Below are 22,294 nucleotides of genomic sequence, written 5' to 3' on the forward strand. Positions count from 1 at the left end.
TCGGAAAACCCCTTGGCTGCGCCAGACATGACAAAGCCGCGCAAGCGCGGCTTTTTATTGTCAAAAAATAATTTCCTTTAATTCGACGCGCCCAGGGCCAGGGCCGCCGTGCGCGCCTGCTCGCCCGCCTTCTTGTCCGCTTCGCGCTGCGCCGCCGTCTTCATCGTCGGCCAGCCAATCATGTGCTGTTCGGCAATTTCCGCCAGGCCCGCGATCCAGGCTGGCGTTTCGTTCAGGCAAGCGATGTAATGAAATTGCTGGCCGCCTGCCGCTTCGAAGTCATGCTTGGCTTCCATGGCGATCTCTTCCAGGGTTTCCAGGCAATCGCTGGTAAAGCCCGGACACAGCAGGTCGACGCGCTTGACACCCTGTTGCGCCAGCGACACGAGGGTGGGCGCCGTGTACGGCTGCAGCCATTCAGCCTTGCCAAAGCGCGACTGGAAGGTCACCACGTATTGATCTTTACTTAATTTTAACTTTTCCGCCAGCAAGCGCGCCGTTTTCAGACATTGGCAGTGGTAGGGATCGCCGAGCAGCAAGGTGCGCTTGGGCACGCCATGAAAGCTCATCACCAGTTTTTCGGGACGGCCATGCGCTTCCCAATGGTTCAGCACGGAATCGCGCAAGGCGTCGATATACGTGTCGTGCTCGTGATACTGCTTGATAAAGCGCAATTCCGGCACATTGCGCACCGTGGCGTAATGGGCAAACACGGCGTCGTAAATGGAACCCGTCGTCGTGCCCGAGTATTGCGGATAGGCAGGCAGGATGGCGATGCGCTCGCAGCCTTCGCTTTTCAGCCTGGCCAGCACCTCCGGCAGGGAAGGCGAACCGTAGCGCATGGCCATGGCGACGGTGACGCCGTCGTGACCCCGCTCGGCCAGGGCGCCGGCCAGCAATTTCGCCTGCTTTTGCGTGTGCACTTTCAGGGGCGAACCGTCGCGCGTCCAGATCGACGCGTATTTCTTGGCCGACTGGCCGGAGCGGAAAGGCAAAATGATCAGGTTCAAAATGAACCACCAGACGAGACGAGGAATCTCCACCACGCGCGGGTCCGACAAAAATTGCTTCAGGTAGCGCCGCACGGCCGACGAGGTCGGCGCATCGGGCGTGCCCAGGTTGACCAGCACCACGGCGCTGCGGTCGATACTGCCATGCGTGTACGGCGGTTCTGTTTGAAATGACATGAAAGCTCTTCGAATGCGTTGGATGGATTAGCCGACCATTATAGTTACATTGCGTCAACATCGGGAAAGATGGAAAGGAACGGCATAAGGCTAACTGCCATTCTCACCAGACCGGTTTACGCTAACAACACCTAACAAAACCGTAGCGAGCGGCAGCGAGTTGTGGCTGAGAAGCGGAGCTGTGCGAATGCACAGTGAGCATCGCAGGCCGCGACCCGCGACGCGCAGTAGGTTTGGTTAGGTGTACTAGATAGCCAGCAATTCGCGTGCATGCTTGCGCGTGGTGGCCGTGATTTCCAGGCCGCCCAGCATGCGCGCCACTTCTTCCACCCTGGCCTTGGCGTCGAGCATGTCGATGCGCGACGCCGTCTTGCCATTGTCCAGGGTGCTTTTTGCCACCTGGAAATGCTGATTTGCCTGGCTGGCCACTTGCGGCAAGTGGGTTACGCACAGCACTTGCCGTCCCTGCCCCAGGCGTTTCAACAGGCGGCCCACCACTTCGGCGACGGCGCCGCCGATGCCGCTGTCGACCTCGTCGAAGATCAGGGTCGGCGTGGTGGTGGCGTGCGAGGTGATGACGGAAATGGCCAGCGCGATGCGCGCCAGTTCGCCGCCGGACGCGACTTTCGCCAGCGAGCGGGGCGCCGTGCCCGCATGGCCGGCGACGAGGAATTCCACTTGCTCCAGGCCATGCGCGGCCGGTTCGCACGGGTGCAGGGCGATTTCAAAGCTGCCGCCCGTCATGCTCAGCTCCTGCATGGCGCGCGTGACGGCATGGCCCAGTTCCAGGGCGGCGGCGCGCCGCGTGTTTGATAACCGTTCGGCCACGCCGCGGTATTCCGCCTCGATTTTCGCTTCCTGGCGCAGCAAGCCCTCGATGTCGGAGGCGTCGGCCAGGTGCTGCAGCTTTTCCGACAGCTTTGCGTGTTCCTCGGGCAATTCTTCCGGCGTGACGCGGAATTTGCGCGCCGTGCTGTGCATGGCTTCCATGCGCGCGTCGAGCTGGTGCAAGCGCTCCGGGTCCAGCTCGACCCGGTCCAGGTAATTGTTCAGCGCGTACACGGATTCCTGCAATTGAATGCGCGACGATTCGATCAGGTCGACAATCGGTTGCAATTCCGCATCGACGGACACCAGCTTGCCCAGCTTCTGGTTCAGGGCCGACAGTTGCGACACGATCGGATGGTCTTCCTGCTCAGAAATGATGGACAAGGCTTCCTGCGCCCCTTCCAGCAGGCTGGCCGCGTGCGACAGGCGGCTGTGCTCGTTCGTGATCTCCGTCCATTCGCCGGGCTTGGCGGCCAGTTTTTCCAGTTCTCCCACTTGCCATTCCAGGCGTTCGCGCTCGTACAGCACGTTGGCGGCGTTGGTTTCAAATTCCTCGCGCTGGCGCACGAGGGCGCGCCAGCGCTTGTGCAGGGTGGCAACTTGCCGCGCATCCTGTTCCGCGCCCGCTTCGCGCGCCGTCGCCTGGCCGTCGAGCAAGGCGCGCTGCGCTTCGCTTTTCAGCAAGGACTGGTGCGCATGCTGGCCGTGGATGTCGACCAGCATGTCGCCCAGCTCGCGCAGCTGCGCGGCCGTGGCGGGGATGCCGTTGATATACGCCTTCGAACGGCCCGCGTTGTCGATTACGCGGCGCAACAGGGCACCGCCCTCGTCGTTGGCGAACTCATTGGCGGCCAGCCACGCTTGCGCCACCTCGCTGACGGAAAAATCGGCCGTGATGTCGGCCTTGGGCGCGCCTTCGCGCACCACGCTGGCGTCGCCGCGCCCGCCCAGCGCCAGGGTCAGCGCATCGATGAGGATGGACTTGCCGGCGCCCGTCTCCCCCGTCAGCACGCTGAAGCCGGCGGAAAATTCCAGTTCAATGGTATCGACAATGACAAAATCGCGAATGGACAGTGTATGGAGCATGGCTTCTGTGGTTGGGCGGCGCACCGCGGGTTGACGTGGAGAAAATGTTAGCTGAGCTTGCCCTCGCCCGACGGATACTCATTCCAGTGCAATTTTTCACGCAGGGTGTTGTAGTAACTCCACCCTTCCGGATGCAGGAAGGTAATCGCATGCGGCGAACGGCGGATGAGGATGCGGTCTTGCTGCACCAGGCTGGCAAAGGTCTGCATGTCGAAATTGACGCTGATATCGCGCCCGCGCACGATTTCCACAACGATCTGGCTGGAGTCGGGCAGGACGATGGGGCGGTTCGACAACGCATGCGGGGCGATGGGCACGAGCACGATGCCGCCCAGGGTCGGATGCAGCAAGGGGCCGCCGGCCGACAGCGAGTACGCGGTCGAGCCCGTAGGCGTGGAAATGATCAAGCCATCCGAGCGCTGGTTGTACATGAAGTGGCCATCGACCTCGACGCGCAATTCGGCCATGCCGGCGCCGCCGCCGCGCGAAACGACGACATCGTTGACGGCCATGCCCACGTGTATCGACACGCCGTCACGCAGCACACTGCCTTCGAGCAAGGTGCGGCGTTCGGCCTTGAAGCGGCCGCCGAGAATTTGCGCCAGCACGGGCAGCATGCGCTCGAGCGGAATATCCGTCATGAAACCCAAACGCCCCTGATTGATACCGATCAAAGGTACGTCGAATGGCGCCAGCTGGCGCGCAATGCCCAGCATGGTGCCGTCGCCGCCCATGACGATGGCGCAATCGGCGGCGGCGCCGATCTCGGCCGGCGACATGGCGCGCACGCCGGGAAACGCCAGGTTCAGGTGCGCGGCCGTCTCCGCCTCGAAGACCACCGTGTGGCCCAGCACTTGCAGGAAATCGACGATGCTTTTCACGGGCTCGGCAATGCCATCCGTATTCTGGCGCACGACCAGGGCGATGGTCTTGGCGCCCAGGTTGAAGCGCTCTCCCGGGGCTGGCAAGGTCGCGGCTGGCTGTTCGGCGTGTGTATCGACGGGCATAAGAGTCTCGGTAGTGAATTCGGTGGCAAACCGCCCCAGGCTGTCGCATCGCACGCCGGCATCGCACTATACTGTATATATGCACAGTATAGTGCGGCTGCCGCGTGCCTGCAAGGGGCGTTCTTGGTGTTGCACGCAGTGTAGCGCAGAAAAAGAATCGTCCATGCGTGCGCCAGCGCTCCCTGCCCTGACAAATCCGCTTGCGGGCGGCCCGGCACGGCAGGACACTGATGGCACATCATTTTTACTGTCAGGAGGCCATATGGCTACCCAGCCAAGCGAGCGCAAGATCAATACCGATGAAAAAGTCAGCAATGACGGCGTCGACCGCCTGCCGCACGAGCGCGACGAATCGCCCGATGCGCAAAACGTGCACCCGCGCAAGATCATGCAGCAGGCAGCCAGCGACCTGGAGCAAGGCCTGGTGGATACGGACCGGCGGGCCCAGCCCGGCGTGGAAAAGGTCAAGCCGGCCGAACCGAAACAGGCGCGTCCCGACGCAGAACTGGAACCAAAGAAGGCGCGCTGAGTCGAACTGTCGTGGGCCGCGCATGCTCCCGCAGTGTGACGCAACGAACGGAAGCGGCAAGCCCCGGCGCGCATGATGGACGCTCGAACCACGCAAGGAGTACATCATGAAAAAAACAGGATCAGCCGTCTGGAGTGGCGGCCTTAAAGATGGCAAAGGGTTTATTTCCACCCAAAGCGGCGCGCTCGACAACGTAGCCTATGGCTTCAACACACGCTTCGAAGACGGTCCCGGCAGCAATCCGGAAGAACTCATTGGCGCCGCCCATGCAGCCTGCTTCACCATGGCCCTGTCCGGCCAGCTAGGCGAGGCGGGCTTGCGCGCCACGGCCCTGAAAACCACGGCCGACGTCAGCCTGGAAAAAATCGATGGCAGCTATGCCATCACGGCCGTGCACCTGACCCTCGTGGCCACCATCCCCGGCGCCACCGACGAAGCGTTCCAGGACGCGGCCCTGCGCGCCAAGCTCGGCTGCCCCGTGTCCAAATTGCTGGCCACGGAAATCACCCTGGACGCCCATCTGGAGTAATGCCGGCATGCCGTCCGCTGCCGTCCCCTCACCGGACGGCAGGGGCGGCCTCGGCAAGAAAGCCGTAAAACGCATAAAATCCTGCCATTCCCCTATCACCCTCAAGGATTTACGATGCGTATTTTGCACACCATGTTACGGGTCGGCGACCTGCAGCGCTCCATCGATTTTTACACCAAGGTCCTGGGCATGAAATTGCTGCGCACCAGCGACAACCCGGAATACCAGTACACGCTGGCCTTCGTCGGCTATGGATCGAATCCCGACCATGCGGAACTGGAACTGACGTATAACTATGGCACCACCAGCTACGAGCTGGGCACGGCGTATGGCCACATCGCCATCTCGGCCGACGACATCGTCGCCGCTTGCGACGCGGCACGCGCGAATGGCGGCAACGTCACGCGCGAACCGGGCCCCGTGAAAGGCGGCAACACGGTCATCGCCTTCATCACCGACCCGGACGGCTACAAGATCGAATTGATCGAGCGCAAGTTCGACGGCCAGGGCGGCGGCCTGTAGTACCTCAGCCTGGCTCGGCGGCCTGTGCAATGGCCGCGCGCAGCCAGGCGATGCCCGCATCGCCGTCCGTGCGGCGGTGCCGTATCACTTCAAACGCAAACGGCGCAATGGCAAACGGCGCAGCGTACTGCGCCAGCCCTTGCGCCGCGCTGCCCTGCAAGGCGCGCCGCGCCACCGTCAGGATCAAGTCCGTCCCCCTCACGACATCCGGTGCGACCGTCCAGTACGGCACGCGCACGGCGATGCGGCGCGTCTGTCCCAGCTGGGCCAGGGCCGCGTCGACTTCGGCCGCCATGCCGCCTTCGCTGGATGCCACCAGCACATGGGGGCGCGCCAGATAGGTGTCCAAACTCAGCATTTCACCGGCCGCCAGGCTGGCCGGATCGAGCGCGCACGCGAACGTTTCCTCAAATAAAGTTTCTCTGTGTAGCTGCTCGGGCAGTTGCGGGAATACACCGAGCGCCAGGTCGATCTCGCCATCCTGCACGCCAGCGATCACGGCCGGACGGCTGGCGTAGCTGACAGCCAGGTCGATGCCGGGCGCGTCCGCGCGCAAACGCCGCAGCAAAGCGGGCAAGAGCAAGGCCGCGCCGTAATCCGACATGGCCAGACGAAACACGCGCTGCGCCGTGGCCGCCTCGAAGACGGCGCCGCCCAGCACGGAACGCACGCTTTGCAGGGCTTCGGCCAAGGGCCGCGCCAATTCCAGTGCGCGCGCCGTCGGCTGGAAGCCGCCCTTGCCGCGCAGTAGCAGCGGGTCGCCGAGCAGGTGGCGCAAGCGGGCCAGCGCATGGCTGACGGCAGGCTGGCTCATATGTAACCGTTCGGCCGCGCGCGACAAATGGCGCTCGCTGAGCAACGCATCCAGGATCACCAGCAAGTTCAAATCGACGGCGCGCAGATTATTCATTTCATGCATAGTTGGATGACAAACTACGAATTGGATTTAATCATGACAGCATAATACGATGATCCCATCAACTCAACAGTGGGAGTCATACATGCATGGATGGATCACCGTATTTGCCCCGCTGGCCATGCTGGCCGGCGCCGTCGTTCCCTTCCAGGCGGGCGCGAATGCCGCGCTGGGCCGCAACCTGGGCCACCCGCTGTGGGCCACCCTCGCCTCGCTGGCCGTCAGCGCCGTGCTCGCGTCCCTCGTGATGCTGCTCTGGCGGGTGCCGGCGCCCGATGTCAGCCTCGCCATGCGCGGACCGGGCTGGTCCTGGCTGGGCGGCGCGGCCGGCGTGTTTTATATTACGGCCGCGCTGATGCTGGCGCCGCGCATGGGGTCCGGCCCCTTCATGGCGGCCGTCATCGGCGGGCAAATGCTGGCCGCGCTGGCCATCGACCGCTACGGCTTGCTGGGCTTTGCCGTGAAGCAAATTTCTCCGCTGCACTGGGCCGGTGCGGGGTTGGTGGTGGCGGGCGTGATCCTGACGCAAGTGGCCAACAGCCGCGCCGTGTGATAACACGGCAAGACGAAAAAAAACCAGCGCCGTCGCCGGGGCTGGTTTTGATCGTGCGCAATACTGGATTATTTGTCCAGCAAGGCATTGACGGGCATCAAGTCCGTTTCCTTCAGGGTGCCGGCCGCCGCCTTCAGGCGCAAGCCGTTCATGATGGTGTCGTAGCGGGCTTTCGACAGGTCTTTTTGCGTCGAGAACAATTGTTTCTGCGCATTCAACACGTCGATATTGATGCGCACGCCCACTTGATAGCCGAGCTGGTTCGACTCCAGCGCCGATTTGCTCGACACTTCCGCCGCTTCCAGCGCCTTGACTTGCGCCAGACCGCTATTGACGCCCAGGAAAGCCTGGCGCGCGCCTTGCGAGGCCGTGCGGCGTGCCGTTTCCAGGTCGTTGCGGGCCTTGTTTTCCAGCGCGATCGATTCGCGCACCTTGCTGGTGACGGCAAAGCCGCTGAAGATCGGAATGCTCCACTGCACGCCGATGGCATTATTGTTATTGCCGTTGCCATTGCCGCCGCCCGAAGAATAGGTATGGCCAGCGTTGGCGATCAGGTCCACGGTCGGGTAGTGGCCGGCGCGGTTGCGGCCGATGTCGCGCTTGGCCGATTCCACATTGAACTGGGCCGTGACGACGCCGTAGTTCTGCTCTTCGGCGGACGACACCCACGGCTCGACGGCAGCCGGTTCGGGCGCGCTGATGACCACGCCCGTGCGCATCGGCGCCAGGGTGGTCGGCGCTTCGCCGATGATGGTTTGCAAAGCGCTGCGCTTGTTGGCCAGGTCATTGATGGCGGCAAATTCCTGCGCCACCACCAGGTCGTAAGCCGCTTGCGCTTCGTGCGTGTCGGTAATCGTTTGCGTGCCGACTTCGAAGTTGCGCTTGGCCGATGCCAGTTGCTCCGTCGTGGCGACCTTTTGCGCCTGCGTGGCGCCCAGGTTGTCCTGCGCACTCAGCACATCGAAATACGCCTGCGCCACGCGGGTGATCAGGTCTTGCTGCACTTGTGCAAATTGCGCTTCGGCAATCGCCTGCGCCAGCTTGCTTTGCTGATAGGTTTCCCAGCGATCCCAGCGGAACAGCGGTTGCGCCAGTGTCAAATTGTAGGCATTCGTGCGCACATTCACGGACGGCGAGGTGATCTTGTTGCCGCCATTGTTCTGGGCGATCTGTTCCTGATTGCCACGCGTATTGCTGCCCGACGCGGAGATTTGCGGCAGCAAGCCTGCCAATCCCTGCGGAACCCGCTCCATCCCGGCCGACAGGGCCGCGCGCGCGCTGGCGTACTGCGCGTCATTGGCCAGCGCCTGCTGGTACACCTGGATGAGATCGGCCGCCTGCGCTTGCAGCGAGTATGTCATCGAGACAAAGGCGCTGGTCATCAGCACGGCGATAAGGGGTTTCCGCATTGCATTTCTCCGTTGGAGTCGTCAAAAGTTGATGGAATCAAAAATCTGCTACCGCTTGCCTTGCGCCCGCCGGGTGAGCGGGGTACAGGCCTCCGCAGGCATGCAGGAAAACATGCCTGGGTGCATCTACTGCAAAATAACTTAGTATTTAGGCATCGCGCTGTCGACTTGCAGCGCCCAGGCATGCACGCCGCCCGTCAAATTACTGATCTTGCCAAAACCATTGCGCTCCAGGAAGGCTGCCACTTGCATGCTGCGCATGCCGTGATGGCAGATGCAGACGATTTCGGCGTCTTCATCGAGGTCATCGATGCGCGCAGGAATCGAATTCATCTGCATCAGGGTGGCACCGTCGAGGTGGCACAGGTCGAACTCCCACTGTTCCCGCACGTCCAGCAACAAGGGGCGCGGGCGGGAAGGGTCAGCCAGCCAGGCGGCCAGCTGCGGTGCACTCAAATGCTCCATCGAATCGGTCGCCTCAGAACTGGAAATGCGACGGTGCCACGGCTTGCAGCGGCGTGACATTGGTTTCAAACAGCTTGCGCGTGTCGTAGGCCTTGTCCGAGCTGCGCGTGATCAGGTGCGCCGACATGATCGGCGCTTCGCCGATGATGGCCAGGATGCGGCCGCCGACTTTCACTTGTTGCAACAGTGCTTCCGGCAACACGGCCAGCGCGCCAGACACGACGATCACATCATACGGTGCGCCCTTGCTCCAGCCCTGGGCGCCGTCGCCCAGTTCCACGGTGACATTCGTCACGCCGTTGGCGGCCAGGGTCTGCTCGGCCAGGGTTTTCAATTGGGGAACGATTTCCACGCTCGTCACATGACGTGCCTTGTGCGCCAGCAACGCGGCCATGTAGCCGCTGCCGGTGCCGATTTCCAGCACATTTTCATGCTTCTTGACGGCTACGTCTTGCAAAATGCGCGCTTCCAGCTTCGGCGTCAACATGCATTCGCCACCGCCCAGTGGAATTTCGGTATCGACGAAGGCCAGGTTCTTATAGGCGGCCGGCACGAAATCTTCACGCTTGACCACGTTCAACAGCTCCAATACGTCGATATCCAGTACGTCCCATGGACGGATCTGCTGTTCGATCATATTGAAGCGGGCTTGTTCGATATTCATCTTTGGACTCGGTAAGTGAAGTAATAATCCGCCATTTTATCGTTGAACTGGCTGAAAGCACATGTTAACCATAAAGGCGGGGAATGGAGGAAATTTGCGACGATCTGCAGATTTGGGGGGGCGAACCTTGGAAAAGGGGCAACTGAACGGTAGAGGCAAGCTCTACATATCAACTTTTCCCGGGCGCCTCCACCTGCAAGCTGCGCAAACTCATGTCGATAAAGGCATCCATGTAGGCGACGGGATCGATGTTCTTGACCTCGCACGGCAGGAAGGAGTGCGTCCACATCATCAGCATGGTGACGGGCGCGCTGAGGATGGTGCTGACCAGCACGGGATCGACCTGGCGGAATTCGCCGCGCTGCATGCCCCGTTCCAGCAAGGTGGCGATCAGCGCATTGCCGCGCGTGACCACCTCTTCGTTGTAAAACTGCGCCAGTTCCGGGAAATTGTTCGCTTCGGCCAACATCAGCTTGGTCAAACCGGCCAGCTTGGTGGCGCCGAATTCTTCCCACCATTGCATCATCATGCTGCGCAACAACTCGGCACTGGAGCTGTCCGAGGCGGCCATGCTGTCTTCCGCCTCGCCGATGGAATGCACGATATTGTCGCGCACCACGGCCTTGAACAGCTCTTGCTTGTTCTCAAAGTACAGGTACAGGGTGCCTTTCGACACGCCGGCCCGCTTGGCCACATCCTCCAGGCGCGTCGATGCGAAGCCCCGTTCGACAAACAGGTCGAGGGCGGCGGCGAGCAATTCCTGCGGGCGGGCATCCTTGCGCCGCTCCCAGCGGGGCTTGGTATCAATCGGGGCTTGCATGTGTCTTTCCAAGTAACTTACTTTTGAGTCATTAATGGTAGACCGGTCTACCGTCAAGGTCAAGCGCTTCCCATGCGCGCGGCGCGGGACATCGTTCGGCACACCGAACACCGGCATTGTACGCTCCGCGCCGGCGTTGGCGGCACCTCCCTCTGGAGCCGGACTGCGGCGCCGGGTGAAGCAGAATGCGTTTCAGCCCCCATTTTGCGCAGTTCGTCGCATTTCCCTGCCAGCCAGCGCACCGCTTTGCTATCTTCTCATCGACAGCACGGCAGCCGCGGCGCGGCAGCCGGCTCTTTTCTTGTCCCGAACTAAAACAATCATAAAGGAAACACCATGCGTACCTTGCTGGCCCTGTGCTGTGCCGTTGCCCTTGGCGGTTGCGCCATCGTCATCAACCCCAACGATGGCGAAGTACGCTATGCCGATTCCAGCAGCAATGTCATCCAGGGCAATGGGCAAGTGAGCCGCGACGTGCGCCAGGTCAGCACCATCAGCGCGCTCGACATCGACAACATGAAGCGCATCGACATCAAGATCGACGTGCGCGTCGGCCCGACGGCATCGCTGGTGATCGAAGCGGACAGCAATCTGCAACCGCTGATCCATAGCGACGTGAACGGCAATACGCTGCGCCTGTGGAGCGACACGAACATTCGCAGCAGCAATGGTATCCACGTCATCTATACGACACCGCAATTGAGGAAGATCAACATCTCCGGCTCGGGCCGCCTGGTGGTCAGCGGCCTGAATGGCGACGATTTCAGCCTGGAACAGCGCGGGTCGATGAAGAGCGAATTGTCGGGCACGACGGGACGCTTCGACGTGGCCAACAATGGCTCGGGCAGCATTAACGCAGCGGCCCTCGCCAGCGGCAACACGGACGCGGTGCAGAACGGTTCCGGCAGCATCCAGCTGGGCAGCGTGCACGGCGAACGCATCAACGTGGCCGTCAACGGCTCGGGCAGCATCAGCGCCAACGGCGCCGTGCAGCGCCTCGACGCCAACGTGAATGGCTCGGGCGATGTCAACCTGGCGTCGCTGCGCAGCGACGTTGCCTATCTGGCGAGCAACGGCTCCGGCGACATCGACGTCACCGTCCAGAATGAGGTCAACGCCCGCGCCAGCGGTTCCGGCCGCATCACCGTGCATGGCGATCCGGCGCGCCGCACTTTGTCGGGCAAGCGCGTCAGCATCGTGCGCTGAACGCGCCCGGGCAACACATGGGAGCCGGCTTGCTATACTGTCGGCTCCTCACCCGCCCGTCTGAACTCCCATGTCACCATCTGCCACCCTGGCATGCCGTCCCTCGTGCGGCGCCTGCTGCACCGCACCGTCCATCACCAGCCCGATTCCCGGCATGCCGGAGGGAAAACCGGCGGGCGTGCGCTGCGTGCAGCTGGCCGATGACAACCGTTGCAAGATCTTTGGCCAGCCGGAACGGCCCGCGTTTTGCGGCGGCTTGCAGCCATCCGAGGAGATGTGCGGCGACAGCCGCGAACACGCGGTGCACTGGCTGGCCGAGCTGGAACGGCTGACGGCGCCCTGAGCGGCGGCGCGCACGGCGTCCCTGCTTGCGTCGCCCTTAGCGCGCGTCTTCCGCTTCCTCGGCGTCGCGCTGCCGCTTGTATTCCAGCAAGGTGGCAATCCCCAGATAGATCAGCAGAAGGCACACGGAATCGCGTGCATCGCTCCAGCCCAGCGTGCCATGACGCATCCAATGCAGCGCATTCAACACGATCATCATGCCCAGGATCAACCATCCACTGCGGCGCAGGGCACGGCCCGGCAAGCTTGCCTTGAAAGAGGTACTTGAAAACATGGCTTCCCTTATTTCATTCCATTTTTTACAACACTAACAGAACTTATATCTTTTCGGCAATATTTGACGGAAACCTGCGTACGCTTGACTCTGTTTGCACGTTTGCGTATATTCATGCACATTCTTGCACGTTTATAGGTTCACCATGTCCTCCACCCTGCTCCTCAAACAACGCCACGCGCTGATCCAGCAACAATTGCATGCCGACGGTCGCGTGCTGGCGCTGGACCTGGCGCGCCAGCTCGACGTATCCGAAGATACGATACGGCGCGATCTGCGCGAGATGGCGGCGGCCGGCCTGTGCCAGCGCGTGTATGGCGGCGCCTTGCCGCTGGCGCCGGACGGCGGCACCTTGAGCCAGCGCAAGCAGGAAGCGCCGGAACGCAAGGCGCGCCTGGCGCAGGCCGCCGTCTCCCTCGTGCGCGCGGGCCAGGTGCTGTTTCTCGACGCGGGCTCGACCAACCTGGCTATCGCCAGCGCCCTGCCAGAGTTAGCGCTCACTGTCATCACCAACGCACCAGCCATTGCCATAGCCTTGATGGAACGCCCGGAAATCGAGTTGATCATGGCTGGCGGCAGGGTCGACCGCCGCGCCGGCGCCAGCCTGGGACCGCAGGCGCTGCGCACCGTCGAGCGCATGCATCCCGACCTGTGCTTCCTCGGCGCTTGCGGAGCCGATGCGGACGCGGGCGTGACAGCCTTCAATTACGACGAGGCGGAATTCAAGCGCAGCATCGCCGGCGCCAGCAAGGCGGTGGTCGTGGCCGTCACCAGCGACAAGCTGGGCACCGCCGCACCCTTTGGCGTATTGGCCACGGGCTTGCTGCAGCACCTGGTGCTGGAAGCCGATGCCGACGCTGCCCACGTGGCCGCCTTTGAACGGCTGGGCGTGCAAGTGTTGCGCGCCCGCGCCTGATTTTATCCACCCCGACTTTGAAAAGCTCCCCCATGCATCTCACCGGCACCCTGCAACAACGCGCCACGCGCCTGGTCTTCTTCGCCGCCGGCCTCGGCATGGCCGCCTGGGCTCCCTTGGTTCCCTACGCCAAGTCGCGCCTGGGCCTCGATGAAGCCACCCTCGGCATTTTGCTGCTGTGCCTGGGCGCTGGCTCGCTGTGCGCGATGCCGTTTACGGGCATGCTCACGGCACGCTTCGGCTGCCGCAAGGTCATCGTCGGCGCCGGCCTGCTGCTGACCGCCATCCTGCCCGGCCTGGCGCTGGCCGCCACGCCGCTGCAACTGGGCCTGGTGTTGCTGGTGTTCGGCGCGGCCATGGGCACGTTTGACGTGGCCATCAATATCCAGGCCGTGATCATCGAAAAAGCCAACGGCGGCGCCATGATGTCGGGCTTTCATGCGCTGTTCAGCGTGGGCGGCTTCGCCGGTGCGGCCTGCATGGCCCTGCTGTTGTGGCTGGGCCTGACGCCGGCCTGGTCCTGCGTGGTGGTGATGCTGCTGCTGTGCGGCGTCCTGGGCGCGGCGCAAGGCCATCTGCTGCCGACGGCGTCCGCCTCCGGCGAAAAGACGCCGCTGTTCGTCATGCCGCATGGCGCCGTCATTTTCATTGGCCTGTTGTGCTTTATCGTCTTCCTGGCCGAAGGCGCCATCCTCGACTGGAGCGCCCTGTTCCTCACCACCACGCGCGGCGTGGAAGAAGCCAAGGGCGGCCTCGGCTACGCCGCCTTCGCCATCGCCATGACGGTGGGCCGTTTCACCGGCGACAAGGTGGTCAGCCACTTTGGCGGCAAGCGCGTGCTCACTTTTGGCGGCTTGTGCGCAGCGGCAGGCTTCTTCCTGGCCGTACTGGCGCCGCACGCCAGCCTGGCCATGCTAGGCTTCGTGCTGATCGGCCTGGGCGCGGCAAATATCGTGCCCATCCTGTTTACGGCGGCAGGCAACCAGCATGCCATGCCGGCCAGCCTAGCCGTGGCGGCCATCACCACCATCGGCTACGCGGGCATCCTGGCCGGCCCGGCCGTGATCGGCTTCGTCGCCCACGCCACCAGCCTGAACATCGCCTTCGCCATGCTGGGCGCCGCCCTGCTGCTGGTGGCGGCCAGCGCGCGCCTGGTGGCGCAGGCAAAACAAGTATCCTGATCCTTCCTCCTGCCTGGCGGACGGCGCTAAAAAAGCGCCGCCCAACTGCGCCCAAATAAGGTCCACGGGCCTGCGGCATGGTAAGCTTCGACCCCGCACACATTGCTGGCGCCACGCGGTCACCCCATCCTGTCACTTATACCCGTTTATACATCTATGGATCTCATTCTTGCGTTAAAAGCCATCATCATGGGGCTGGTCGAAGGTTTTACCGAATTCTTGCCGATTTCGTCCACGGGACATCTGATCCTGGCCGGCAGCCTGCTCGACTTTACCAAGGATGTCTCGAAAGAAGTCATGGATGTCTTCGAGATCGCCATCCAGGCCGGCGCCATCCTGGCCGTGTGCTGGGAATACCGCCAGCGCATCGGCAGCGTGCTGTCCACCTTCGGCACCGAAGCCAAGTCGCGCAAATTCGTGCTGAACGTGGCCATCGCCTTCATTCCGCTGGCCGTCATCGGCCTGGCCATCGGCAAGATGATCAAGCATGCGCTGTTCAAGCCAGTACCGGTCGCCATGGCCTTCATCATCGGCGGCATCATCATCTTGCTGGTGGAGCGCCGCGCGCGCACCAATCCCGTCACCGTGCGCGTCAACTCGGTCGATGAAATGACGCCGTTCGACGCCCTGAAAGTGGGCTGCGCGCAGGCATTCGCGCTGATCCCTGGCACCAGCCGTTCCGGCTCGACCATCATCGGTGGCATGCTGCTGGGCCTGTCGCGCAAGACAGCCACCGAATTCTCGTTCTTCCTGGCCATCCCGACCTTGTTCGCGGCCACCTTCTACTCGCTGTACAAAGCGCGCGACATCCTGTCGGCCACCGACGTGCCCCTGTTCGGCCTGGGCACCGTGGCCGCCTTCATTTCCGCCTTCCTGTGCGTGCGCTGGCTGCTGCGCTACATCAGCTCGCACGACTTCACGTTTTTTGCCTGGTACCGCATTGTGTTCGGCTTGCTGGTGTTGGCCAGCGCCCACTACGGCTGGGTTGTTTGGGCAGAATAAGGCACTATGAATCAAGATCTTAACCAGCGCGCGCTGCACCTGCTGCAAACGGTTTTCGGCTACCCGGCCTTCCGCGGCCAGCAAGCCGACATCGTCGACCACGTCAGCCATGGCGGCGACGCGCTGGTGCTGATGCCCACGGGCGGCGGCAAATCGCTGTGCTACCAGATTCCCGCCCTGCTGCGCGACGGCGTCGGCGTCGTCGTCTCGCCACTGATCGCGCTGATGCAGGACCAGGTGGACGCGCTGGAAGAAGTCGGCGTGCGTGCCGCCTTCCTCAATTCCACGCAAACCTACGAGGAAGCGAGCCGCATCGAGCGCCTGGTGCGCACGGGCGGCATCGACGTCGTCTACGTGGCGCCAGAACGCCTGATGACGCAGCGTTGCCTGGACCTGTTCCAGGCCTCGAAGATCTCCCTGTTCGCCATCGATGAGGCACACTGCGTGGCCCAATGGGGCCACGACTTCCGCCCCGAATACATCAAGCTGTCGGTGCTGCACGAGCAGTTTCCGGACGTGCCGCGCATCGCACTCACGGCCACGGCCGATCCGCAGACGCGCGCCGAAATCGCCCTGCGCCTGCAGCTGGAAGACGCGCGCCAGTTCGTCTCGTCCTTCGACCGCCCGAACATCCGCTACCAGATCGTGGAAAAGGCGAATGGCCGCAAGCAGTTGCTCGACTTCATCAACACGGAACACGCGGGCGACTGCGGCATCGTCTACTGCCTGTCGCGCAAGAAAGTCGAAGAGACGGCGGAATTTCTGAACCAGAGCGGCATCCGCGCCCTGCCCTATCACGCCGGCATGGAGTACGCGAAGCGCAGCGCCAACCAGGCGCGCTTCCTGCGCGAAGAAAACATCGTCATGGTCGCCACCATCGCCTTCGGCATGGGCATCGACAAGCCCGACGTGCGTTTCGTCGCCCACCTGGATCTACCGAAAAGCATCGAGGGCTATTACCAGGAAACGGGGCGCGCGGGCCGCGACGGCATGGCCGCCAACGCGTGGATGGCGTACGGCTTGCAGGACGTGGTGCTGCAGCGGCGCATGATCGACGAATCGGAGGCGGACGACACCTTCAAGCGCGTGCTGGGCGTCAAACTCGACGCCATGCTGGGCCTGTGCGAAACACTCAGCTGCCGCCGCATGCGATTGCTCGAATACTTCGGCGAACCGGCTTCGCCGTGCGGCAATTGCGACACCTGCCTGGTGCCACCAATCTCGTTCGACGGCACCGTGCCCGTGCAGAAACTGCTGTCGGCCATCTACCGCGTCGACCAGCGCTTCGCCGGCGGCCACGTGATCGACGTGCTGCGCGGCGTGGAATCGGAGCGCATCAAGACCTGGCACCACGACTCGCTGTCCGTCTTCGGCATCGGCTCGGACCTGGGCGAAGCGGAATGGAAATCGATTCTGCGCCAAGCCATCGCGCTGGGCCTCGTCTCGGTCGACCATGAACAATACAGCTCGCTGAAACTGACGGATGCCTCGCGCCCCGTGCTCAAGGGCGGCCAGAAAGTGCAGCTGCGCCAGTACCAGAAACCGGTGAAAACCAGCAAGCGCAGCACCAGCGTGGCGAAGGGCTATGTCGAGACGGATCTGTCCACCAGCGAACAGGCGATTTTCGACAAGCTGCGCTGGTGGCGCGTGGAGACGGCGCGCACGCACAACGTGCCGGCCTACGTGATTTTTGTCGACGCCACCCTGCGCGAAATCGCCAAGGCCAAGCCCACCTCGCTCGAGCAGATGCGCGGCGTGAGCGGCGTGGGCGAGAAAAAACTGGCCTCGTACGGCGACGAAATCGTCGCCATGATCCTGGAGATGATTTGATGGAAGATTTGATGGAAGCACTCTCGTCCGACCTGATCTATCAGGCCGTGAAAATTCTCGGCGCCCAGCCCGACGCCGAAGACGAGGTGGAAGCGCAAGTACGGTTACTGGTGCAGGACGATCTCACCGTGCGCCGCCTGGCCGACGTGGTGCCGGAAGCCTTCGGCCTGGTGCTGGCGTCGCACCTGCCCGGCGCCGAAAACATGACCCTGCCCCATACCTTCTGCGCCCAGGACGAGGACGGCGAATGGGTGGAGTTTCCCATGCGCCGCGAGCCGATCTTTGTCGTCGCCGCGGATATCGCCCAGCACACTTTCCACAACGGCCCGCGCGCGCTGATACAAAACCTGGCCAACCGCAGCTCCTTGCTGTCGGCCATCAACAAGGGATTGAATGCGGGCGGCTCGCTCGAAGGCACGACCCTGGGCCCGCCATCCTTCTTTGGCCTGCCCGCCGCCCTGTACCAGCCGGCGGCATCGCCCGATACGCCCTGACCACTTTACCTTGCCTCTGCCCTTGATAACGGAATGCTGCCGCGATGGAAACCAAATGGCTGGAAGACTTCATCTCGCTCGCTGAAACGCATAACTTCAGCCGTTCCGCGGCCCTGCGCCACGTCACTCAGCCAGCATTCTCGCGGCGCATCCAGTCGCTGGAAAACTGGCTCGGTATCGACCTGGTCGACCGCACGTCCTACCCGACGCGACTGACGCCGGCCGGCGCCGTGTTCTACGAGCAGGCGCTGGAAATGCTGGGGCAGATCAACGGCGTGCGCGCCCTGTTGCGCGGCAAGCGCGCGGCCACGCAAACGAGCGTCGATTTCGCCGTGCCGCATACCCTGTCGCTGACCTTCATGCCGAAATGGCTGACGGCGCTGGAAGAAGGTTTTGCGCCGATCAACAGCCGCCTGATGGCCCTGAACGTGCACGACGCCGTGCTGCAGCTGGTCGACGGCGGCTGCGACCTGCTGCTGTGCTATCACCATCCGCGCCAGCCGGTGCAGCTGGACCCGGGCCGCTACGACATGCTGGTGATGGGCCGCGAAACCCTGCGCGCCTATGCGCGCTGCGGCCAGGACAAGGTGCCGGACTTCGTCCTGCCCGGCAGCGCCAAGGAGCCGCTGCCCTTCCTTTCCTACACCAGCAACGCCTACCTGGGGCGCATGGTGGAATTGCTGGTGGCCGACGCCAAGGCGCCGCTGTTCCTGGAAACCTGCTATGAAACGGACATGGCCGAAGGCTTGAAGATGATGGCGCTGGAAGGCCGCGGCATCGCCTTCCTGCCCGAATCGGCCGTCATGCGCGACGTCAAATACAAACACCTGGCGCGCGCCGACGGCGGCGCGCCGGGCTGGGAAATCGAGCTGGAAATCCGTTTGTACCGCGAACGTCCATCGAGCCTGCGTCCCGGCAAGCAGATCGTCGAAAGCCTGTGGCAATACCTGGTGCAGTCGCAGGATGGCAAGGCACGCATGGGCAAGCGCCGCAAACGCGCCACCGAGGCCACCCAGTTCTGACTGGCAATCCTGGCAACACAACTATGCAATAAATGCATAACCGGATGCGCACAAAGCATTGGCCGGGGCATGAGGCTATCGCCTACGATGCGGTTCCGCTGCGCGCAGCTGCATATCGGCTGTGCCTCTAACGTATTCGTATTGTCCAGGAGCTTATCAAGCATGACCAGCAAGCACGCACTTCCTTCCTACCTGAATCCTGAAGACCTTGGCCCATGGGGCGTCTACCTCGAGCAGATCGACCGCGTTACGCCGTACCTGGGCAACCTGTCGCGCTGGGTGGAAACGCTGAAGCGTCCAAAGCGCATCCTGACGGTCGACGTGCCTATCGAGCGCGATGACGGCACCATTGCCCACTACGAAGGCTACCGCGTGCAGCACAACCTGTCGCGCGGCCCGGGCAAGGGCGGCGTGCGCTTCCACCAGGACGTGACGTTGTCGGAAGTGATGGCCCTGTCGGCCTGGATGACGGTCAAGAATGCCGCCGTCAACGTGCCATACGGCGGCGCCAAGGGCGGTATCCGTGTCGATCCGAAGACCCTGTCGCGCAACGAACTGCAACGCCTGACCCGCCGCTACACGAGCGAGATCAGCATGATCATCGGACCGAACAAGGATATTCCGGCGCCGGACGTCAACACGAATGAGCAAGTCATGGCGTGGATGATGGACAGCTACGCCATGATCGGCGGCAACATGTCGACCGGCGTGGTAACGGGCAAGCCAATCTCGCTGGGCGGCAGCCTGGGCCGCCGCGATGCGACGGGCCGCGGCGTGTTCGTCGTCGGTTGCGATGCGGCCGCCAAGGTCGGCATGTCGCTCGAAGGCGCGAAAGTCATCGTGCAAGGTTTCGGCAACGTGGGCGGCGTCGCTGCACGCATGTTCGCTGAAGCCGGCTCGAAAGTGGTGGCGGTACAAGACCACAAGACCACCGTCGTGCACGCTGGCGGCTTGAACATCCCGCAACTGCTGGCACACGTGGCCGAAGTGGGCAGCGTCGAAGGTTTCCCGGGCGCCGAGGCATTCGTGCCACGCGAAGATTTCTGGGGCATCGATTGCGACATCCTGATCCCGGCCGCGCTGGAACAGCAGATCACGGCTGAACGCGCTCAAGTCATCCGCGCCAAGATCATCCTGGAAGGCGCCAATGGCCCGACCCTGCCGGCAGCGGACGACATCCTGACCGACCGTGGCGTCTTGATCGTGCCGGACGTGCTGGCCAACGCCGGCGGTGTGACCGTCAGCTACTTCGAGTGGGCGCAGAACTTCTCGAGCTTCTTCTGGACGGAAGAAGAAATCAACAGCCGCCTGACCCGCATCATGCGCGAAGCGTTCGACGCCGTATGGCAAGTGTCGCAAGAGAAGAAAGTGTCGATGCGTACCGCGACCTTCATCCTGGCGTGCACCCGTGTTCTCCAGGCTCGCGAAGTGCGCGGCCTGTACCCATAATGGCTGCCTGAGAAAAAGCCCGGGGCGTTGTTGCCGTGCCTAGCCCCGGGCATTTTTCAGGCGCCATTGGGTTGATGGCGCTCTAAAAAATCCCGCCACACTTGCGTGTGAGCGGGATTTTTTGTATCTGGCAGATTTTTTACGCCGCGTAGCCTTGCGGATTCTGGTGCTGCCAGCGCCAGTGGTCGCGGCACATGTCGTCGATGTTTTTCTGTGCTTGCCAGCCCAGCAATTCCTTCGCCTTGTCGGCCGAGGCGTAGCAGCTGGCGATGTCGCCGGGGCGGCGCGGCACGATGTCGTACGGTACCTGGCGGCCGCTGGCGGCTTCGAAGGCGCGAACGGTGTCGAGCACGCTGTAGCCGTGGCCCGTGCCCAGGTTGACGGTAAAGCCACCCTCGGTGGCAAACAGGCGGTTCAACGCGGCCACGTGGCCCAGCGCCAGGTCGACCACGTGGATATAGTCGCGCACGCCCGTGCCATCCGGCGTGGCGTAGTCGTTGCCGAAGACGGCCAGGCGCTCGCGGCGGCCCACGGCCACCTGGGCGATGAAGGGCATCAGGTTGTTCGGGATGCCGGCCGGATCTTCGCCGATCAAGCCGCTGGCATGCGCACCGACCGGATTGAAGTAGCGCAACACGCCGACTTGCCACTGGGCATCAGCATGCACGAGATCCGCCAGGATCTGCTCGACCATCAGCTTCGAGCGGCCGTACGGGTTGGTCACGGACAGGCGCGACGTTTCCAGGATCGGCAACGCCTCCGGGTCGCCATACACGGTGGCCGACGAGCTGAACACAAAACGCTTCACGTTCGCCGCCGCCAGCACTTCCAGCAAGGCCACGGTGCCCGTGACATTGTTGTCCATATACATCAGTGGCTGCGCCACGGATTCGCCCACAGCCTTCAAGCCCGCGAAATGGATCACGGCATCGATGGCGTGCTCGCGCAGGACGGCGGCCATGGCCGCGCGGTCGCGCACGTCCGCTACATAGAAGGGCAAGCTTTTGCCGGAGATGCGCTCCACGCGCGCCATCGCTTCGCGCGCGCTATTACACAGGTTATCCACCGCGACGACCTCAAAGCCGGCAGCCAGCAATTCGACACAGGTATGCGAACCGATGAAACCGGATGCGCCGGTCACGAGTATTTTCTTGGACATAATATCAATCAATGCAAAAAAGACAAGACTACCGTAATTCACCCGCCCTGCCTAGCCAGCGCACGCTAGCGTGCGCGTTAAAAAAGCCTGCGGCGTCGCCGCGGCAGGCTTGTTCTCGTGCAAACGGCACGGGTGGGCAAACCGCCAGGTTATTTCTTGATGAACACCAGATCCCACACGCCATGGCCCAGCTTCAAGCCACGGTTTTCAAACTTGGTCAGAGGACGATACGCCGGCTGCGGCGCATAGCCATCGGCGCTATTGTGCAGCTGCGGCTCGGCGCCCAGTACTTCCAGCATTTGCACCGCGTAATCTTCCCAATCGGTGGCGCAATGCAGATAGCCGCCCGGCGCCAGGCGATCGGTCAATTGCTTGACGAACGGCGACTGGATCAGGCGGCGTTTGTTGTGGCGCGCCTTGTGCCATGGATCGGGGAAGAAAACGTGGATACCGGCCAGCGAATTGGCGGGAATCATGTGCGTGAGCACTTCCACGGCATCGTGCTGCAGCAGACGCAGATTCGTCAGCGACTCTTCACCGATCAGCTTCAACAGACTGCCGACACCAGGCGTATGCACTTCGACGCCGATGAAATCCTTCTCCGGCATGGCTTTGGCGATATGCGCGGTCGTCGCGCCCATGCCGAAGCCGATTTCCAGGATGACGGGCGCCTTGCGGCCGAACACCTGCTCGAAATCCATCGGTTCTTTGGCGAAAGGCAACAGGAACTGCGGGCCCAGGGTCTCGAGCGCGCGCGCCTGCGCCACGGAAAGCCGTCCCGCGCGGGTCACGAAACTGCGGATGCGGTGTTCGGTCGGATCGTACATCATCGGCCGCGCCGGGCCGTTTGCTGGGGTATCAGAAGACATGGGAATGGAGAAATAAGTGGCTGCGCCGCATCAAG

24 protein-coding genes are annotated in these 22,294 nt (G+C 62.8%); 13 read left to right on the forward strand and 11 right to left on the reverse strand.

Going from position 1 to position 22,294, the window contains the following annotated elements; genetic code table 11:
* Nucleotides 1–77: 77 nt before the first annotated feature.
* The 3 genes from hemH to O3298_RS07140 all read right to left on the reverse strand — a co-directional run bounded on the left by hemH (nucleotide 78) and on the right by O3298_RS07140 (nucleotide 4,108).
* Complete coding sequence (hemH, locus tag O3298_RS07130) at nucleotides 78–1,187, reverse strand: ferrochelatase (protein WP_305058863.1); 1,110 nt, start codon at nucleotides 1,185–1,187, stop codon at nucleotides 78–80.
* Nucleotides 1,188–1,433: 246 nt separating this feature from the next.
* Entirely contained in the window at nucleotides 1,434–3,101 is a 1,668-nt protein-coding gene (recN, locus tag O3298_RS07135) for a DNA repair protein RecN (RefSeq protein WP_305058864.1), read from the reverse strand.
* Between the two features lie 47 nt (nucleotides 3,102–3,148).
* Nucleotides 3,149–4,108: an NAD kinase gene (locus tag O3298_RS07140; RefSeq protein WP_289903282.1), complete on the reverse strand. Its 960-nt coding sequence runs from the start codon at nucleotides 4,106–4,108 to the stop codon at nucleotides 3,149–3,151.
* 262 nt (nucleotides 4,109–4,370) lie between these two features.
* Here O3298_RS07140 and O3298_RS07145 point away from each other — a divergent pair, with 262 nt between their 5' ends.
* The 3 genes from O3298_RS07145 to gloA all read left to right on the forward strand — a co-directional run bounded on the left by O3298_RS07145 (nucleotide 4,371) and on the right by gloA (nucleotide 5,688).
* The gene (locus O3298_RS07145; RefSeq protein ID WP_305058865.1) at nucleotides 4,371–4,637 is read left to right on the forward strand and encodes a hypothetical protein; all 267 of its coding nucleotides are present in this window, start codon (nucleotides 4,371–4,373) and stop codon (nucleotides 4,635–4,637) included.
* Nucleotides 4,638–4,743: 106 nt separating this feature from the next.
* Nucleotides 4,744–5,166, forward strand: a complete 423-nt coding sequence (locus O3298_RS07150; protein ID WP_035828320.1) for an OsmC family protein — start codon at nucleotides 4,744–4,746, stop codon at nucleotides 5,164–5,166.
* A gap of 114 nt (nucleotides 5,167–5,280) precedes the next feature.
* Nucleotides 5,281–5,688, forward strand: a complete 408-nt coding sequence (gloA, locus tag O3298_RS07155) for a lactoylglutathione lyase (RefSeq protein WP_010401713.1) — start codon at nucleotides 5,281–5,283, stop codon at nucleotides 5,686–5,688.
* 4 nt (nucleotides 5,689–5,692) lie between these two features.
* On the opposite strand, the gene O3298_RS07160 is transcribed toward gloA, so the two are convergent.
* Nucleotides 5,693–6,598 carry a LysR substrate-binding domain-containing protein gene (locus O3298_RS07160; protein WP_289900117.1) on the reverse strand — a complete coding sequence of 302 codons (906 nt, stop codon included), beginning with the start codon at nucleotides 6,596–6,598 and terminating at the stop codon, nucleotides 5,693–5,695.
* Between the two features lie 91 nt (nucleotides 6,599–6,689).
* Here O3298_RS07160 and O3298_RS07165 point away from each other — a divergent pair, with 91 nt between their 5' ends.
* A complete protein-coding gene (locus O3298_RS07165; RefSeq protein WP_099666321.1) occupies nucleotides 6,690–7,157 on the forward strand; it encodes a DMT family transporter in 468 nt (155 codons plus the stop codon).
* Nucleotides 7,158–7,225: 68 nt separating this feature from the next.
* Here the strand turns inward: O3298_RS07165 and O3298_RS07170 are convergent, their stop codons facing one another.
* The 4 genes from O3298_RS07170 to O3298_RS07185 form a co-directional block, all read right to left on the reverse strand.
* Nucleotides 7,226–8,566 (reverse strand): TolC family outer membrane protein, encoded by a 1,341-nt coding sequence (locus O3298_RS07170; protein WP_099666320.1) that lies wholly within the window; start codon nucleotides 8,564–8,566, stop codon nucleotides 7,226–7,228.
* A 141-nt stretch (nucleotides 8,567–8,707) separates the two neighbouring features.
* Nucleotides 8,708–9,031, reverse strand: coding sequence for a rhodanese-like domain-containing protein (locus O3298_RS07175; protein WP_034745954.1), 324 nt, complete (start codon nucleotides 9,029–9,031; stop codon nucleotides 8,708–8,710).
* A gap of 13 nt (nucleotides 9,032–9,044) precedes the next feature.
* Nucleotides 9,045–9,695, reverse strand: a complete 651-nt coding sequence (locus O3298_RS07180; protein ID WP_034788761.1) for a protein-L-isoaspartate O-methyltransferase — start codon at nucleotides 9,693–9,695, stop codon at nucleotides 9,045–9,047.
* A 169-nt stretch (nucleotides 9,696–9,864) separates the two neighbouring features.
* Nucleotides 9,865–10,515, reverse strand: coding sequence for a TetR/AcrR family transcriptional regulator (locus O3298_RS07185; RefSeq protein ID WP_077408726.1), 651 nt, complete (start codon nucleotides 10,513–10,515; stop codon nucleotides 9,865–9,867).
* Nucleotides 10,516–10,851: 336 nt separating this feature from the next.
* On the opposite strand from O3298_RS07185, the gene O3298_RS07190 reads away from it, so the two are divergent.
* Together O3298_RS07190 and O3298_RS07195 are read left to right on the forward strand one after the other, a co-directional pair.
* Nucleotides 10,852–11,721 carry a head GIN domain-containing protein gene (locus O3298_RS07190; RefSeq protein ID WP_305058866.1) on the forward strand — a complete coding sequence of 290 codons (870 nt, stop codon included), beginning with the start codon at nucleotides 10,852–10,854 and terminating at the stop codon, nucleotides 11,719–11,721.
* Between the two features lie 70 nt (nucleotides 11,722–11,791).
* Entirely contained in the window at nucleotides 11,792–12,064 is a 273-nt protein-coding gene (locus O3298_RS07195; RefSeq protein ID WP_289903266.1) for a YkgJ family cysteine cluster protein, read from the forward strand.
* A 36-nt stretch (nucleotides 12,065–12,100) separates the two neighbouring features.
* Here the strand turns inward: O3298_RS07195 and O3298_RS07200 are convergent, their stop codons facing one another.
* Nucleotides 12,101–12,337 (reverse strand): hypothetical protein, encoded by a 237-nt coding sequence (locus tag O3298_RS07200; RefSeq protein ID WP_077408729.1) that lies wholly within the window; start codon nucleotides 12,335–12,337, stop codon nucleotides 12,101–12,103.
* A 145-nt stretch (nucleotides 12,338–12,482) separates the two neighbouring features.
* Between O3298_RS07200 and O3298_RS07205 the strand changes: the two genes are divergently transcribed.
* The 7 genes from O3298_RS07205 to O3298_RS07235 all read left to right on the forward strand — a co-directional run bounded on the left by O3298_RS07205 (nucleotide 12,483) and on the right by O3298_RS07235 (nucleotide 20,231).
* On the forward strand, nucleotides 12,483–13,253 hold the full coding sequence (locus tag O3298_RS07205; protein WP_305058867.1) for a DeoR/GlpR family DNA-binding transcription regulator: 771 nt from the start codon (nucleotides 12,483–12,485) through the stop codon (nucleotides 13,251–13,253).
* A gap of 32 nt (nucleotides 13,254–13,285) precedes the next feature.
* Nucleotides 13,286–14,434, forward strand: coding sequence for an MFS transporter (locus O3298_RS07210; protein WP_305058868.1), 1,149 nt, complete (start codon nucleotides 13,286–13,288; stop codon nucleotides 14,432–14,434).
* 156 nt (nucleotides 14,435–14,590) lie between these two features.
* The gene (locus O3298_RS07215; RefSeq protein ID WP_305058869.1) at nucleotides 14,591–15,436 is read left to right on the forward strand and encodes an undecaprenyl-diphosphate phosphatase; all 846 of its coding nucleotides are present in this window, start codon (nucleotides 14,591–14,593) and stop codon (nucleotides 15,434–15,436) included.
* 6 nt (nucleotides 15,437–15,442) lie between these two features.
* Nucleotides 15,443–17,266, forward strand: a complete 1,824-nt coding sequence (recQ, locus tag O3298_RS07220) for a DNA helicase RecQ (protein WP_287775263.1) — start codon at nucleotides 15,443–15,445, stop codon at nucleotides 17,264–17,266.
* Complete coding sequence (locus tag O3298_RS07225; protein ID WP_305058870.1) at nucleotides 17,266–17,760, forward strand: hypothetical protein; 495 nt, start codon at nucleotides 17,266–17,268, stop codon at nucleotides 17,758–17,760. Before recQ ends, O3298_RS07225 begins: the two co-directional genes overlap by 1 nt.
* A gap of 44 nt (nucleotides 17,761–17,804) precedes the next feature.
* Nucleotides 17,805–18,782 carry a LysR family transcriptional regulator gene (locus O3298_RS07230; RefSeq protein WP_305058872.1) on the forward strand — a complete coding sequence of 326 codons (978 nt, stop codon included), beginning with the start codon at nucleotides 17,805–17,807 and terminating at the stop codon, nucleotides 18,780–18,782.
* A gap of 162 nt (nucleotides 18,783–18,944) precedes the next feature.
* Nucleotides 18,945–20,231, forward strand: a complete 1,287-nt coding sequence (locus O3298_RS07235) for a Glu/Leu/Phe/Val dehydrogenase (protein WP_034785857.1) — start codon at nucleotides 18,945–18,947, stop codon at nucleotides 20,229–20,231.
* 139 nt (nucleotides 20,232–20,370) lie between these two features.
* On the opposite strand, the gene galE is transcribed toward O3298_RS07235, so the two are convergent.
* Together galE and trmB are read right to left on the reverse strand one after the other, a co-directional pair.
* Nucleotides 20,371–21,390: a UDP-glucose 4-epimerase GalE gene (galE, locus tag O3298_RS07240; protein ID WP_305058873.1), complete on the reverse strand. Its 1,020-nt coding sequence runs from the start codon at nucleotides 21,388–21,390 to the stop codon at nucleotides 20,371–20,373.
* Nucleotides 21,391–21,539: 149 nt separating this feature from the next.
* Complete coding sequence (gene trmB, locus O3298_RS07245) at nucleotides 21,540–22,220, reverse strand: tRNA (guanosine(46)-N7)-methyltransferase TrmB (protein WP_099394995.1); 681 nt, start codon at nucleotides 22,218–22,220, stop codon at nucleotides 21,540–21,542.
* Nucleotides 22,221–22,294 lie beyond the last annotated feature (74 nt).

The sequence above is a fragment of the Janthinobacterium sp. SUN137 genome (genome assembly GCF_030587265.1).
GTDB classification, from domain to species: domain Bacteria; phylum Pseudomonadota; class Gammaproteobacteria; order Burkholderiales; family Burkholderiaceae_D; genus Janthinobacterium; species Janthinobacterium kumbetense.

Excerpts from the sequence above, each read along its gene's own strand:
- O3298_RS07170 (WP_099666320.1), bottom strand. The coding sequence starts at position 8,566 with ATGCGGAAACCCCTTATCGCCGTGCTGATGACCAGCGCCTTTGTCTCG.
- O3298_RS07190 (WP_305058866.1), top strand. The coding sequence starts at position 10,852 with ATGCGTACCTTGCTGGCCCTGTGCTGTGCCGTTGCCCTTGGCGGTTGC.
- O3298_RS07215 (WP_305058869.1), top strand. The coding sequence starts at position 14,591 with ATGGATCTCATTCTTGCGTTAAAAGCCATCATCATGGGGCTGGTCGAA.
- O3298_RS07230 (WP_305058872.1), top strand. The coding sequence starts at position 17,805 with ATGGAAACCAAATGGCTGGAAGACTTCATCTCGCTCGCTGAAACGCAT.
- O3298_RS07160 (WP_289900117.1), bottom strand. The coding sequence starts at position 6,598 with ATGAATAATCTGCGCGCCGTCGATTTGAACTTGCTGGTGATCCTGGAT.
- O3298_RS07180 (WP_034788761.1), bottom strand. The coding sequence starts at position 9,695 with ATGAATATCGAACAAGCCCGCTTCAATATGATCGAACAGCAGATCCGT.
- O3298_RS07205 (WP_305058867.1), top strand. The coding sequence starts at position 12,483 with ATGTCCTCCACCCTGCTCCTCAAACAACGCCACGCGCTGATCCAGCAA.
- O3298_RS07235 (WP_034785857.1), top strand. The coding sequence starts at position 18,945 with ATGACCAGCAAGCACGCACTTCCTTCCTACCTGAATCCTGAAGACCTT.
- gloA (WP_010401713.1), top strand. The coding sequence starts at position 5,281 with ATGCGTATTTTGCACACCATGTTACGGGTCGGCGACCTGCAGCGCTCC.
- recQ (WP_287775263.1), top strand. The coding sequence starts at position 15,443 with ATGAATCAAGATCTTAACCAGCGCGCGCTGCACCTGCTGCAAACGGTT.
- O3298_RS07150 (WP_035828320.1), top strand. The coding sequence starts at position 4,744 with ATGAAAAAAACAGGATCAGCCGTCTGGAGTGGCGGCCTTAAAGATGGC.
- O3298_RS07165 (WP_099666321.1), top strand. The coding sequence starts at position 6,690 with ATGCATGGATGGATCACCGTATTTGCCCCGCTGGCCATGCTGGCCGGC.
- O3298_RS07210 (WP_305058868.1), top strand. The coding sequence starts at position 13,286 with ATGCATCTCACCGGCACCCTGCAACAACGCGCCACGCGCCTGGTCTTC.
- O3298_RS07225 (WP_305058870.1), top strand. The coding sequence starts at position 17,266 with ATGGAAGATTTGATGGAAGCACTCTCGTCCGACCTGATCTATCAGGCC.
- galE (WP_305058873.1), bottom strand. The coding sequence starts at position 21,390 with ATGTCCAAGAAAATACTCGTGACCGGCGCATCCGGTTTCATCGGTTCG.
- O3298_RS07195 (WP_289903266.1), top strand. The coding sequence starts at position 11,792 with ATGTCACCATCTGCCACCCTGGCATGCCGTCCCTCGTGCGGCGCCTGC.
- O3298_RS07175 (WP_034745954.1), bottom strand. The coding sequence starts at position 9,031 with ATGGAGCATTTGAGTGCACCGCAGCTGGCCGCCTGGCTGGCTGACCCT.
- hemH (WP_305058863.1), bottom strand. The coding sequence starts at position 1,187 with ATGTCATTTCAAACAGAACCGCCGTACACGCATGGCAGTATCGACCGC.
- recN (WP_305058864.1), bottom strand. The coding sequence starts at position 3,101 with ATGCTCCATACACTGTCCATTCGCGATTTTGTCATTGTCGATACCATT.
- O3298_RS07140 (WP_289903282.1), bottom strand. The coding sequence starts at position 4,108 with ATGCCCGTCGATACACACGCCGAACAGCCAGCCGCGACCTTGCCAGCC.
- O3298_RS07185 (WP_077408726.1), bottom strand. The coding sequence starts at position 10,515 with ATGCAAGCCCCGATTGATACCAAGCCCCGCTGGGAGCGGCGCAAGGAT.
- O3298_RS07200 (WP_077408729.1), bottom strand. The coding sequence starts at position 12,337 with ATGTTTTCAAGTACCTCTTTCAAGGCAAGCTTGCCGGGCCGTGCCCTG.
- O3298_RS07145 (WP_305058865.1), top strand. The coding sequence starts at position 4,371 with ATGGCTACCCAGCCAAGCGAGCGCAAGATCAATACCGATGAAAAAGTC.
- trmB (WP_099394995.1), bottom strand. The coding sequence starts at position 22,220 with ATGATGTACGATCCGACCGAACACCGCATCCGCAGTTTCGTGACCCGC.